The organism is Mumia zhuanghuii (genome assembly GCF_042681565.1).
GTDB lineage: Bacteria > Actinomycetota > Actinomycetes > Propionibacteriales > Nocardioidaceae > Mumia.
Genome location: NZ_JBHUFT010000001.1, coordinates 285,762 through 298,584, shown reverse-complemented (window position 1 = coordinate 298,584; position 12,823 = coordinate 285,762). Strand labels below are relative to the sequence as shown.

Genomic DNA, 12,823 nt, shown 5'->3' with positions numbered 1-12,823 from the left:
CAGTAGCGGTGAGCCACGTCTGCCGGTGGTGAGCGACGGTTGTCGTCGTGGCTCACCGGTGGCGGACGTGGCTCACCGGGGGGTCTGCGTCAGTGCAGCAGCTCGACGATGCCGCGGTCGGCGACGCCGTCGGTGATCCGCGCGAGGTGGTACGCCTCGTTGCCGAGGGTGCGGTCGAGGACCGTCAGACGTGCGGCGTAGTGGCCGATCGAGTACTCCGCCGTCACACCGATGCCACCGTGCAGCTGGATCGACTCCTGGCTGATGTGGCGCCCCGTACGACCGAGCTCGGCCTGCAGCCGCGAGCCGACGAGCGCGTCAGGTCCGCTCTCGGCCAGCGACATCGTCGCCCACGTCGAGATCGAGCGGGCGAGCTCGAGCGAGGTGTACATGTCGGCCGCACGGAAGGTCAGCGCCTGGAACTTCGACAGCGTGACCCCGAACTGCTTGCGCGTCTTGAGGTAGCCGACGGTGGTCTCGACCGAGACCTCCATCGCGCCGATCGCCTCGGCGCCGTACGCGGTCTGCAGCCGCACGAACGCCGACGCGAGCGCCTCCTCGCCGGCGTCGCCGAGCGGAGTCGCCGCGGCACCCGAGAGCACGATGCGGGCCGCGTACGAGTCATCGGGCGTCGAATACGTCGTACGGGAGACGCCTGTGGCGGTCGCGTCCACGACGAACAGGCGGGTCGCGTCGCCGTCCTTCGCGCTCACGATCAGGACGTCCGCGGCGCCACCGTGGCGTACCGGCTCCTTGACTCCGTCGAGGGTCCAGCCGTCACCGTTCGACGTCGCGGTCACCCCGTACGCGGCCGTGCCGTGCGGGGCACGCGGCTCGGTGTGCGCGACGACGGCGATCAGCTCGCCGGCGGCGACCTTGGGCAGCAGCTCGCGCTTCTGCTCCTCCGACCCCGCATCGGCGATCAGCTGGCCGGCACCGACGACGACGTCGATGAACGGCTCCGGAGCGAGCACGCGCCCGATCTCCTGGGCGACGATCCCGACCTCGACCGCAGTCGCACCGGCACCGTCGTACGCCTCGTCGAACGGCAGGCCCAGCAGACCCATCTCGGCGAGCTTGCCCCAGACCTCGCGGTCCCAGCCAGGCTCGGTGGCAGTGATCTTCTCGCGGTTGCCGACCGACTCGCCGAGGATGCCTCGGACCGCGTCACGCAGCGCGAGCTGCTCGGTGTCGTACGTGAAATCCATGTCAGTCCCTCACAGTCCCAGGATCGTGCCGGCGATGATCTGGCGCTGGACCTCGTTGGACCCGCCGTAGATCGACACCTTGCGGAGGTTCAGGTAGGTCGGGACCGAGTCGCCCGCCCATGCCGGCACGTCGGAGTCGTCACCGGCACCCGCCGCGAGGACGTCCGCGCCGGCGACGTCGACCGCGAGCTCGGAGACCGCCTGCTGCAGCTGGGAGCCGGTCAGCTTGAGGATCGACGAGACCGGGTCGGGCTTGCCGTGCTTCGAGGCCGCGGCGACCCGCAGCGCGGTCAGCTCCAGCGAGAGCAGCTGGTTCTCGAGCGACGCGAAGCGGGTCGCGACCGCCGGGTCGTCGATCGGGCGGCTGCCATCGGCCAGCGGCGCCGACGCGTGCTCCTTGAGCACCTGCAGGCGCAGCTTGGTGCTGCCGGTCGCGCCGATGCCGTCTCGCTCGTTGCCGAGGAGGAACTTCGCGTAGTCCCACCCGCGGTTCTCCTCGCCGACGAGCTGGTCGGCCGGGACGCGCACGTTGTCGAAGAAGACCTCGTTGACCTCGTACCCGCCGTCGATCAGCTTGATCGGGCGCACCGTCACGCCTGGGGTCGACATCTCGAACAGCACGAACGAGATGCCCTGCTGCTTCTTGGGGGCGTCGGGGTTGGTGCGGACCAGGCAGAAGATCCAGTCGGCGTACTGGCCGAGGGTCGTCCACGTCTTCTGGCCGTTGACGACCCACTCGTCGCCGTCGCGCACCGCCGTCGTCCGCAGCGACGCAAGGTCGGAGCCGGCATCGGGCTCGGAGAACCCCTGGCACCACCAGATGTCGAGGTTGGCCGTCGCCGGAAGGAAGCGCTCCTTCTGCTCCTGCGAGCCGAATGTCGCGATCACCGGGCCGACCATGCTCGCGTTGAACGGCAGCGGCGAGGGCACCCCCGCGGTCTGCATCTCGTCGAGCCAGATGTGGCGCTGCAACGGCGTCCAGCCCCTGCCGCCCCACTCGACGGGCCAGTTCGGCACGGCGTAACCGCCGGCGTTGAGCACCCGCTGGGTCTCGACGATCTGCTCCTTGGTGAGCTCCTCGCCGTGACGGACGGCGTCGCGGATCTCCTGAGGAACCTTGGTGGTGAAGAACTCCCGCAGCTCCTGCTGGAGCTGCGCGTCCTCCGCTGACAGCGCGAGCCTCATGTTCGCTCCCTGATGGCGTACGTGGTGGCGGCCACTCTCTAGGTAAGCGGCCGCTTAGAACCCTACCCGGGGGTAGGTCGTCAGCCTAGGCGCCCTCCCCGCCGCTGGCTGAGCCCGTCGAAACCCGCACCCCGCTGGTTGAGCCCGTCGAAACCCGTCGGGCCGCCGACGCCGTCGCCAGCTCCTCGAGCAGGTCCGCGGTGACGTCCCACCCGATGCACGCGTCGGTCACGCTCTGTCCGTACGTGAGACCGTCCGGCGCCGGCGCCTGCTTGCCCGGTACGAGGAAGCTCTCCAGCATGACGCCACCGATCCCGCGGTCGCCGGCCGCGACGTCGTGGGCGATCTCGCGCACCACGGCGGCCTGGCGGACGTGGTCCTTGCCGGAGTTGCCGTGGCTCGCGTCGACGACGAGGCGCTGCGGCATCCCCACGGCGGCGAGCAGCGCCAGCGCGGCCCGCCGCGAGTCGGCGCCGTAGTTTGGCCCGGAGTGCCCGCCCCGCAAGATCACGTGGCAGTCGGGGTTGCCGCTCGTCGAGACCGCGCACGCACGCCCCTCGTCGTCGATCCCGAAGAACGTCTGCTCGGCGGCTGCTGCGCCGCACCCGTCGATCGCCGCCTGGACGGAGCCGTCGGTCGCGTTCTTGAACCCCACCGGCATCGACAGGCCCGACACGAGCTGGCGGTGCACCTGGCTCTCCGGCGTACGAGCCCCGATCGCGCCCCACGAGACCGCGTCGGCGAGGTACTGCGGGCTCGTCGGCTCCAGGAGCTCGGTGCCCGCCGGCAGGCCGGTCGCGAGCACGTCGAGCAGGACGGAGCGGGCCAACCGGAGGCCGCGGCGTACGTCGTACGACTCGTCCATGCCGGGGTCGTTGATCAGTCCCTTCCAGCCGACGGTCGTGCGCGGCTTCTCGAAGTAGACCCGCATGACGATCTCGAGCTCGTCGGCGTAGGCCTCGCGCAGCGGAGCGAGCCGGTGGGCGTAGTCGAGCGCGGCGCTGGGGTCGTGGATCGAGCACGGCCCAACGAGGACCAGGAGCCGGTCGTCGTGTCCGGCCATGATCGACGCGGCGGCATCACGCGAGCGCGCCACTAGTCCGGCTGCGGCGTCGCCGAGCGGACGGGACGCCACGACGTCACGCGGCGGCTCGAGGGGATCGAGGCTGCGGACCCGCAGGTTGCTCGTCGTACGACCGGGGGCCGCGGCGGTGCTCGGGGCCGGGTGCTTCACAGACATCAGGTGCTTCCTCTCGGCGGCGCCTGATCCTGAGCCGGCACCGCCACGAATGACGAAAGGCACGGACCGTGTGGTCCGTGCCTGTGCTGGCTTTGCTGAGCGAGTCGGTCTATGAGGCGCCGACCGCTGGCTGCACCAGCACGTCGCGCCCATAAAATCGTCCGCTCATCACGTCGACGACGCTAGCACGCGCAGTGGCGAGCCCTCCCGGGCACCTGTGGATTTCCAGGGAATTGGAAACCCCAGCCGCTGCTGACGGGGGATACAGCAACGACCGGGGCCTGAAGACGACTTTAAGGCATCCTGAACAGTCGTACAAGTGGCGACTTCGTGACCTGGATCACGCTGACGAATTTTGTGGTGTTTTGGTCTACCGAACCGTGATCTGGCGGTTCGCGAGACCGTTGCGCGCACCCCGCTGCTCGGTGGTGAGAGGCGTCGAATCGGCCAGGGCTTCCTTGAGTCGACCTTCAAAAGCCACTGAAGGGCCCTCCAGTTCGGCTGCAGGCGTCGGCTCGTCCATCTCCCACACGGGGACGAGGAGGCCGTGCGCGCGGAACGACCCGATCAGGCGGACGTGCTCGCCGAGCCGGTCGTCACCGGCTGCACGCAGCCGTGCCAGCGCGGTGAGCAGCTCGTCCTCGTCGTACGGCATCACCCAGCGGAGGAACTGGCGCTCGCCGAGCTGCGTCCAGTACGCCGCGTCGACCTCCTCGAGCCGGACGGTCGGCGAGACGATCTCGTTGGCCTGCTCGATCGCGGCCGCGACGTCACCCGTCGGGTCGTCGATGCCGGCGGTCCAGAAGTCGAACCCCTCCTGCACGTCGACCTCGAGGTCGGAGTCCGTGTCGACGATGTCCTGGAGACGCTCACCGACACCCGGGTCGGCGAGGACGATCTCGGTGCCGGGCTCGGTCTCGAGACCCTGCAGGATCACCGCGGCCAGGTCACGGCTCACGTCACCGAAGTTGTGCGTCACCTGCAGCCCGACCCAGATCTCGCCGTCGGGGCGCACCAGGCCGGCCGACGCGGACGGCAGCAGCGTGATGAACCGGACCGACCTGTCGGCGGCCAGGCCCTCGCGCAGCCGGAGGGATGCGGTCGCGGCCGGCACGAACTCGCGCAGTGCCACCAGGTCGCACTCGCCCGGGATGCCTTCGAACGTCCGGGCGCGGAACGGCATCCGCTCGACCTTCTCCGGCTTCACCCGACGGCGGGAACGCTTGCCCATACTTCTTCTCCTGAGTTCGGTGAGGGTGACCGTGTGGTCACTGACGCTCGGACGGGCCCTGCGGCGGGTACGGCGGCTGGCCGGGCTGCGGCCCGTACGGCTGGCCGGGGCGCTGCGGCGGCTGCCCGTACGGGGGCTGCTGGGGCTGCTGCGGTGGCTGACCATAAGGCGGCTGCGGCTGCCCGTGCGGTGGCTGACCATAAGGCGGCTGCGGCTGCCCGTGCGGCGGCTGCTGAGGCGGCGGGCTGGGCTGACCGTACGAGGGACGAGGGAACTGCTGCGTCGGCTCGGGCTGGCCGTACGGCTGCTGCTGCGGCTGTGACTGCCCGTACGACGGGCTCGGCTCGGGGCGTGCCTGCGTGGACGTCCCGCTGCCGCGGGTGGCAAGCAGCGCGAGGATCCCGAGGACGAAGCCGAGGGCGACGACGACCATCCCGCCTCCGACCAGCAGATAGCCGGTGACGGCGCTGTCGACGTCCTCCGCGTCCTCGACGCCGCTGGTCATGACGGCTCCGGCGACAGCGACGGCAACACCGACCGCCGTCAGCCCGAGCCCGGCCCAGCCGAGCGCGACCCGGCCACGGCCGTTGAGGATCGCGAGGATCCACAGCAGGACCGCGATCACGAGCACGACAACCGTGCCGACCACGAGGACGGAGTTGAGCGAGTCGCTGTCCTCGGCGACACTGCGGCTCACGCTGGACGGGTCGTCGGCGAGATCGGCGAAGATGCCGCGCCGCGCGGTGAGCGCGTACACGGCGTAGCCGAGCGACACCAGGGCGCCGATCACGAGACCGATCAGTGCCACCGTGCCCCACGGCGACGGCTGCTCCACGTCACGGCCGCTGGAGGTGGGAGGCGCGTGCGGCGTCGACCAGTGCGGCTGCGGCGAGGCGGGCTGCGGGACGCCCGGCTGAGGGCCGCCCCAGCCGGGTTCGCCAGAGGGCTGACCGGAAGCTCCCCCGTACGGGCGACCGTACGGGTCCTGCGGGCCTTGCGACATGGTGGTGTTCCTCCTCGGACCGGCGAGCAAGCGTGCGACCGGCGAGCCAAGCCTAGCCAACCAGGGGCTTCTCGAGCCTCGACCCCGGTACGGCCTTGCCATCGCCTGGGAGGATGTCCGACATGGACGAGACCACCATCCCCACCGTCGAGGTCGCCGGCGTGCCCGACCCTGTGCCCGCCGACCTGGTCGTGCTCGACGTGCGCGAGGACGACGAGTGGGCCGCCGGACACATCGAGGGCGCGGTGCACATCCCGCTCGGCGAGCTCGCGGCCCGTGCCGACGAGGTGCCGACTGGCGGCCAGGTGCTGGTGTACTGCCACGTCGGGGGCCGTTCGGCCCGCGCCACCGCGTTCCTGAAGGAGCGTGGCGTCGACGCGGTCAACCTGGCGGGCGGCGTCGTCGCGTGGCACCAGGCCGGGCGCCCACTGGTCTGACGTTCCGTCCTACCGCAGCAGCTTCGACATCCGCCGGTCGGCGAGGGGTTTGCCTCCGGTCTGGCAGGTCGGGCAGTACTGCAGGGACGAGTCCGCGAACGACACCTCACGGATCGTGTCGCCGCAGACCTCGCACGTCTCGCCGGTCCGCGCATGCACCCTCATGCCGGACTTCTTCTCCCTCTTGAGCTCGGACGCGGCAAGCCCGTCAGAACGCGCGATCGCGTCGCGCAGCGTGCTGCCGATGGCCTCGTACAGGATCGTCAGGTCCTCCTCGGACCCCGCGATGGTGTTCGCCGGCTTGAACGGCGACATCTTCGCGACGTGGAGGATCTCGTCGGAGTAGGCGTTGCCGATGCCCGCGATCTGCGACTGGTCGCGCAGGACGCCCTTGATCTGCGCCCGCCCGGCCGCGGTGAGGATGTCACGCAGCGCATCGCGCGTGAACGCCCCGTCGAGCGGCTCCGGGCCGAGCCTCGCGATCCCGGGGACCTCGGCAGGATCGCGTACGAGGTAGACCGCGAGCCCCTTCTTGGTGCCGGCCTCGGTCAGGTCGAAGCCCGAGCCGTCGTCGAGCACGACCCGGAACGCGAGCGGGTTCTTGCCACCGCCGGGGCGTGGTGGCGCCTTGGGCTGCTCGTCCTTCCAGCGCAGCCAGCCGGCGCGCGCCAGGTGGATGATCAGGTGCAGCCCACCGGCGTCGATGTCGAGGAACTTGCCGTGGCGCGTGACGCCGTCGACCAGGAGTCCGGAGAGCGCGCTGACCGGAGGGTCGTACGTCTTGAGGGCACTGATCGCGGCCGGGTATGCGGCGGCGATCGCGCGGGGCTCACCCTCGGTGACCCCCAGGCGGCGGGACAGGTCGTCGGCGAGTGCGGCGACCTCGGGCAGCTCGGGCACGCCCCCAGTGTGCCGCCTCGTCCGCGATTTGGGCAGTTCCCCACCGTTGTCGCGCCGGCGTTCGGTGGCGAAGTGCCCAAATCGCGGACGGGACGGGGAGGAGGGGCAAAACGCGAGGGACCCCGGGACGCTGGCGCGTACCCGAGGTCCCTTCGTGGTGCGTCTTACTTGACGGCGGCCTTGAGCTTGCTGCCCGCGGTGACCTTGACGCCGTAACCGGCGGGGATCTCGAGGGTCTCGCCGGTCGCGGGGTTGCGGCCGGTGCGCGCGGCGCGCTCGACACGCTCCACGGTCAGCAGGCCCGGGATCTGGACCTTCTCGCCCTTGCCGGCGGCGGCGATGAGCGTGTCACCGAAAGCGCTGAGGACCGCATCGGCGTCGGCCTTGGTGGTGCCGGCAGTCTCGGCGACTGCAGCTACGAGTTCAGTACGGTTCACGGGATTCCTCCGACGTGCGTGTGGTCAGTTGTCTTATGACGCACACCAGCATAGGAAGAAATGCCCGAGATCCCTGGATTTCCAGCGGCCCACGCCGGTGTGGTGCGTGTCGACAGTAGCCCACACCCATGTCCGAATCAGCGCCACGTGGCCGGTAACGGTGTGTCGAGGACCCTCGAGAGGGCAGCGAGATACTCGTCGCGGGGCCACTCCGCGACCCCCAGCGAGGCCAGGTGCGGGGTCTGCCACTGGGTGTCCACGAGGCGCTGCGACGCGTACTCGTCGGACAGCACCTCAACGAGGGCCACCAGCGCCGCCTTAGAGGCGTCGCTCTCACGGTGAAACATGCTCTCACCTGCAAAAAGGCCGCCGATCGCGACGCCGTACAGGCCGCCGACGAGCAGCCCGTCGGCGTTGCGAACCTCGACCGAGTGCGCCCATCCGAGGGCGTGCAGACGCCCGTACGCGACACCGATCTGACCGTCGATCCATGCCCCGTCCCGCACCGGGTCTGCACACGCTTCGACGACCTCGTCGAAGGCTGTGTCGATCGTTGTCGTGAAGCGATTGGTCGACTTGCGCAACGATCTCGTCACACGCAGGCGATCCAGCTGCAAAACGCCGCGCCGAAGGGGCGACCACCACCCCATCGGCCCTCCGGGCTCGACCGGCATCGGGAAGAGACCGGTCGCGTACGCCGCGATCAGGGTTTCCGGGGCCAGGTCGGCGCCGACCCCGACGAAGTCGTCGTCCGGCCACGAGTCCTGGTCGAACTCCCAGCGGTTCGGTCCGAGGGGTTGCGGCGTCACGGGTCGACTCTAGTCAGCGCTGTGGGTGCCTCACATACGATGGGACCTACTGCCTGAGGAGGTGCTCGTGGGGATCGCCAAGTCGACCGCCAAGTTCGTTGCACCGCGCGTCGCGATGTCCGCCGGTCCGAAGGTCACGGCCGGCTACGTCCGCGTGCTGCTCGACCGCGCGATCGACGGGGTCGGGCCGTTCAAGCCGGTACGGGTCGCGTGCGACGCCCGTCTCGCACTGGCCGGAGGCCGCGTCGAGGACGCGATCAGCGAGTCGGTCGGGATCCACGTCCGCTACGCCAGCGCGCAGGGTTTCCTCACCAACCTCGGCGGTGTCGCGTCGATGGTCGTGACGATCCCCGCGAACGTCGCCGGGCTCGCGCTGCTCCAGTGCCACCTCGTGGCCGCGATCGCCTATCTGCGCGGCTACGACCTCGATGACCCGCGCGTGCGCAACGCGGTGATGGCCACGCTGCTCGGCAAGCACGAGGTCGCGAAGGCGATCAAGGACGGCCGGCTGCCCTCGACTCCGATGGGGCTCGCGACCTCGCCGGTCTACGACCCCGCGCTCGACGAGCGGATCGCCCGCGAGGTGACGGCGGCGCTGTTCGGCCGGGTCAGCGGCAAGCAGGGCGCGACCGTGTTCCTTCGCAAGGTGCCGATCCTCGGCGGCGGGGTCGGCGCGCTCGCCGACGCCCGTTCCACCGCACAGCTGGCCTCGTACGCGCGCCGCGAGTGGCGCGACCGACGCCTCCCGCCCCCGCACTGACGGGTCACACTCTTCGGTGGGGCCAACAAAGACGTCGTGCCCCACCGAACAGGTTCGGTGGGGCACGAACTTTGCGTGGGGCCCCACGCAAAGTCAGAGCGTCAGGCGAGGTCGAAGCGGTCGGCCTCCATGACCTTGACCCACGCAGCGACGAAGTCGCTCACGAACTTCGCCTTGGCGTCATCGCTGGCGTAGACCTCGGCGAGCGCACGCAGCTCCGAGTTCGACCCGAAGAGCAGGTCGACGCGGCTTCCCGTCCACGTCTCGCCCGTCGCCGTCGTGCCGGTGAAGCTCCGCCCGGACTCGTCCGGCGTCCACGTGGTGCCGAGCTCGAGCAGGTTGACGAAGAAGTCGTTCGTCAGCGTGCCCGGGTTGGCGGTGAGGACACCGAGCGACGACCCGTCGTAGTTGGCCCCGATCGTACGGAGGCCACCGACGAGCACCGTCATCTCCGGCGCGCTGATGCCGAGCAGGTTCGCCTTGTCGACGAGCAGGTACTCGGCGGGGATGCGGCTGGCCTTGCCGAGGTAGTTGCGGAACCCGTCGGCCTTCGGCTCGAGGTAGGCGAAGGAGTCGACGTCGGTCTCCTCCTGCGACGCGTCCACGCGGCCCGGCGTGAACGGCACCGAGAGGTCGTGGCCTGCGGCCTGGGCGGCCAGCTCCACACCGACGCCGCCGGCGAGCACGATGACGTCGGCCAGCGAGACCTGCTTGCCGGACTGCGCCTCGTTGAACGCCGCCTGGACGCCCTCGAGCGTACGGAGCACGCCCGCGAGCTCGTCGGGGTTGTTGACCTCCCAGCCGGCCTGCGGCTGGAGACGGATGCGCGCACCGTTGGCGCCACCGCGCTTGTCGCTGGTGCGGAACGACGACGCGGAGGCCCACGCCGTGGTGACCAGCTGCGAGACCGTCAGGCCGGAGGCCTTGATCTGGTCCTTGAGCGCAGCGATGTCGGCGGCGTCGATCGCCTCGTACGAGGCCTCGGGCAGCGGGTCCTGCCAAAGCAGCTGCTCGCTGGGGACCTCGGGGCCGAGGTAGCGCACGACCGGGCCCATGTCGCGGTGCGTGAGCTTGAACCAGGCGCGGGCGAACGCGTCGGCGAAGGCCGCCTGGTCGTCCTTGAAGCGGCGCGAGATCTCCTCGTAGATCGGGTCGAAGCGCAGCGCCAGGTCCGACGTCAGCATTCGCGGCTCGCGGTGCTTCGACGGGTCGTGCGCGAGCGGCACGAGGTCCGAGCCCGCACCGTTCTTCGGACGCCACTGCTTCGCACCGGCGGGCGACTCCATGAGCTCCCAGTCGTACGCGAACAGGATGTGGAAGAACTCGTTGTCCCAGCGGACCGGGTGATAGGTCCAGGTGACCTCGAGGCCGGAGCTGATGACGTCGTCACCCTTGCCGGTGCCGTAGCCCTGCTTCCAGCCGAGGCCCTGCTCCTCGAGCGGAGCGGCCTCGGGCTCGGGGCCGACGAGGTCCGCCGAGGCGGCGCCGTGCGTCTTGCCGAACGTGTGGCCGCCGGCGATGAGCGCGACGGTCTCCTCATCATTCATCGCCATGCGGGCGAAGGTCTCGCGGATGTCGCGCGCCGACGCCAGCGGGTCGGGGTTGCCCTCCGGGCCCTCGGGGTTGACGTAGATGAGGCCCATCTGGACGGCCGCGAGGGGATCCTCGAGGTCGCGGTCACCGGTGTAGCGCTCCGCGCCTCCGGCGTCGCCGCCGAGCCACTCGGTCTCCGGGCCCCAGTAGACGTCCTCGTCGGGCTCCCACACGTCCTCGCGGCCGCCGGCGAACCCGAAGGTCTCGAAGCCCATGGTCTCGAGCGCGACGTTGCCGGCGAGGATCATCAGGTCGGCCCACGAAAGGCTCTGGCCGTACTTCTTCTTGACCGGCCACAGCAGGCGGCGGGCCTTGTCGAGGTTGACGTTGTCCGGCCAGCTGTTGAGCGGCGCGAACCGCTGCTGCCCGGCACCGGCGCCACCGCGGCCGTCGCTCACGCGGTACGTGCCCGCGCTGTGCCACGCCATGCGGACGATGAACGGGCCGTAGTGCCCGAAGTCGGCCGGCCAGAAGTCCTGCGAGGTCGTCAGGATCTCGGCGATGTCCTGCTTCACGGCCGTGAGGTCGAGGCTCTTGAACGCCTCGGCGTAGTCGAAGTCGTCGCCCAGCGGGTTCGCGACCGCGGGGTTCTTGGCGAGGATCTTCAGGTTGAGCTGGTTCGGCCACCAGCCGCGGTTGCTGCTGCCACCTTGGGTCGGGTGGGTCGTCTGGCCGTGGGCCACCGGGCAACCGCCCGCGGGCGACTCCTCGTTGACCTCACCGATCACGGCGTCGTGGTTCTCAGACATGGATTCCTTTCCAGGGCTGTCAGGGCTTGGTACGGGTCGTCACGAGGTCTGGGGTGCGGAGCACGCGGGGCAGACGCCCCAGTAGAGGACCTCGGCCTCGTCGATGGCGAAGCCGTGGTCGTCGGACGCGTGCAGGCAGGGAGCCGCACCGACGGCGCAGTCCACGTCGGCGATCGCGCCGCACGAGCGGCACACGACGTGGTGGTGGTTGTCGCCGACACGCGCCTCGTACCGGGCGACCAGGCCGGTCGGCTGGATGCGACGGACGAGGCCGTGGTCGGTGAGCGTGCGCAGCGAGTCGTAGACCGCCTGGTGCGACACGCTGGGCAACAGGCGGCGTACGGCGTCGATGAGCGTGTCGGTGTCGGCATGCGGGAGGCTGTGCACCGCTTCGAGCACGGCGATCCGCGGGCGGGTCACGCGCAGCGACGATGCACGCAGCATCTGCTCGGCATCAGGCGTGGGGTCCATGCGCCCAGTCTGGCGCCTTTTCTTGAATCAGTCAAAACAAGCAGTCTTGAACCAGTCAACCCTGGCCATCGACACACGGGCCGCCGTGACCCCTCGCGTGTGCTGCCATGGACGGAGCCGAGAACTGACGAACAAGGGGGTACGTCATGACGAGACGACTCGTACGCATCGGCGCGGTGACCGCAGGAGCGGTCCTCGCGGTCGGCATGATCCCGGGCACGGCCCACGCCGCGTCCGCGGTGGTCAAAGACCCGCGCGGTGACGCGCCGCGCGTCGCCGACATCACGCAGCTGCGCGTGAAGAACGGGCCCGCGCGCGTCTCCGGCGTGCTCACGATCCCGCACCGCAACAAGAAGAAGCTCGCGTCGACCGACCTGATCATCAAGACCAGGGACAGCGGCCGCTGGAAGTACGTCGTGTCGATCGTCCGCAACCGCAAGGGCAAGGTCACCGACAAGATCCTCGGGTGGCAGCGCGGCGACGACCCGAGCACGTTCACGGTGCTGCCGTGCACGGGCATCAAGACCAGCTGGTCGGGCAAGAAGACGACGATCTCTGTCCCGGTGTCGTGCCTGTCGAAGACGACCGGCACCCGAGTGAAGGCCAAGGCCGCGATCCTCGCCCGTGTCGGGCCGGGTCACGACTCGTACGACGAGGTCACGCGGTTCAGCCGCTACGTCAAGCGCGGCTGAGCGCGGCCCGCACGTCGGCGACCGCTTCCTCGATCTCGGGCGCGAGGGGGCGGTCGTCGAGAGCGTCCAGGGTCAACGCCGCGGCCTCGGGGTCGCTGGCACGGACCT

At 70.2% G+C, this 12,823-nt stretch carries 13 protein-coding genes; 3 read left to right on the top strand and 10 right to left on the bottom strand.

Annotation, left to right across the window (positions count from 1 at the left end; all coding sequences use genetic code 11):
• Window positions 1-89 precede the first annotated feature (89 nt).
• From ACFSDF_RS01475 to ACFSDF_RS01455, 5 genes are all read right to left on the bottom strand, one after another.
• A complete protein-coding gene (locus ACFSDF_RS01475) occupies window positions 90-1,208 on the bottom strand; it encodes an acyl-CoA dehydrogenase family protein (protein ID WP_167000887.1) in 1,119 nt (372 codons plus the stop codon).
• Window positions 1,209-1,217: 9 nt separating this feature from the next.
• Window positions 1,218-2,393: an acyl-CoA dehydrogenase family protein gene (locus ACFSDF_RS01470; protein WP_167000885.1), complete on the bottom strand. Its 1,176-nt coding sequence runs from the start codon at window positions 2,391-2,393 to the stop codon at window positions 1,218-1,220.
• Window positions 2,394-2,478: 85 nt separating this feature from the next.
• On the bottom strand, window positions 2,479-3,633 hold the full coding sequence (locus tag ACFSDF_RS01465; RefSeq protein ID WP_167000883.1) for a 3-deoxy-7-phosphoheptulonate synthase: 1,155 nt from the start codon (window positions 3,631-3,633) through the stop codon (window positions 2,479-2,481).
• 370 nt (window positions 3,634-4,003) lie between these two features.
• Window positions 4,004-4,864 (bottom strand): DUF5926 family protein, encoded by an 861-nt coding sequence (locus tag ACFSDF_RS01460; protein WP_167249532.1) that lies wholly within the window; start codon window positions 4,862-4,864, stop codon window positions 4,004-4,006.
• A 37-nt stretch (window positions 4,865-4,901) separates the two neighbouring features.
• A complete protein-coding gene (locus ACFSDF_RS01455; RefSeq protein WP_377155807.1) occupies window positions 4,902-5,867 on the bottom strand; it encodes a hypothetical protein in 966 nt (321 codons plus the stop codon).
• A 122-nt stretch (window positions 5,868-5,989) separates the two neighbouring features.
• Between ACFSDF_RS01455 and ACFSDF_RS01450 the strand changes: the two genes are divergently transcribed.
• A complete protein-coding gene (locus ACFSDF_RS01450) occupies window positions 5,990-6,304 on the top strand; it encodes a rhodanese-like domain-containing protein (RefSeq protein WP_167000880.1) in 315 nt (104 codons plus the stop codon).
• A 9-nt stretch (window positions 6,305-6,313) separates the two neighbouring features.
• Here ACFSDF_RS01450 and ACFSDF_RS01445 read toward each other — a convergent pair whose 3' ends face one another.
• From ACFSDF_RS01445 to aat, 3 genes are all read right to left on the bottom strand, one after another.
• Entirely contained in the window at window positions 6,314-7,204 is an 891-nt protein-coding gene (locus ACFSDF_RS01445; RefSeq protein WP_167000878.1) for an Fpg/Nei family DNA glycosylase, read from the bottom strand.
• Window positions 7,205-7,368: 164 nt separating this feature from the next.
• Entirely contained in the window at window positions 7,369-7,641 is a 273-nt protein-coding gene (locus tag ACFSDF_RS01440; RefSeq protein ID WP_167000876.1) for an HU family DNA-binding protein, read from the bottom strand.
• Window positions 7,642-7,778: 137 nt separating this feature from the next.
• The gene (gene aat / locus ACFSDF_RS01435) at window positions 7,779-8,450 is read right to left on the bottom strand and encodes a leucyl/phenylalanyl-tRNA--protein transferase (RefSeq protein WP_167249534.1); all 672 of its coding nucleotides are present in this window, start codon (window positions 8,448-8,450) and stop codon (window positions 7,779-7,781) included.
• Between the two features lie 67 nt (window positions 8,451-8,517).
• Here aat and ACFSDF_RS01430 point away from each other — a divergent pair, with 67 nt between their 5' ends.
• A complete protein-coding gene (locus ACFSDF_RS01430) occupies window positions 8,518-9,210 on the top strand; it encodes an EcsC family protein (RefSeq protein WP_243842842.1) in 693 nt (230 codons plus the stop codon).
• Window positions 9,211-9,311: 101 nt separating this feature from the next.
• On the opposite strand, the gene katG is transcribed toward ACFSDF_RS01430, so the two are convergent.
• The gene (katG, locus tag ACFSDF_RS01425) at window positions 9,312-11,552 is read right to left on the bottom strand and encodes a catalase/peroxidase HPI (protein ID WP_377155802.1); all 2,241 of its coding nucleotides are present in this window, start codon (window positions 11,550-11,552) and stop codon (window positions 9,312-9,314) included.
• A gap of 39 nt (window positions 11,553-11,591) precedes the next feature.
• Entirely contained in the window at window positions 11,592-12,023 is a 432-nt protein-coding gene (locus ACFSDF_RS01420; RefSeq protein WP_377155800.1) for a Fur family transcriptional regulator, read from the bottom strand.
• Between the two features lie 146 nt (window positions 12,024-12,169).
• Between ACFSDF_RS01420 and ACFSDF_RS01415 the strand changes: the two genes are divergently transcribed.
• Complete coding sequence (locus ACFSDF_RS01415; protein ID WP_167249539.1) at window positions 12,170-12,715, top strand: hypothetical protein; 546 nt, start codon at window positions 12,170-12,172, stop codon at window positions 12,713-12,715.
• Window positions 12,716-12,823: the final 108 nt, after the last annotated feature.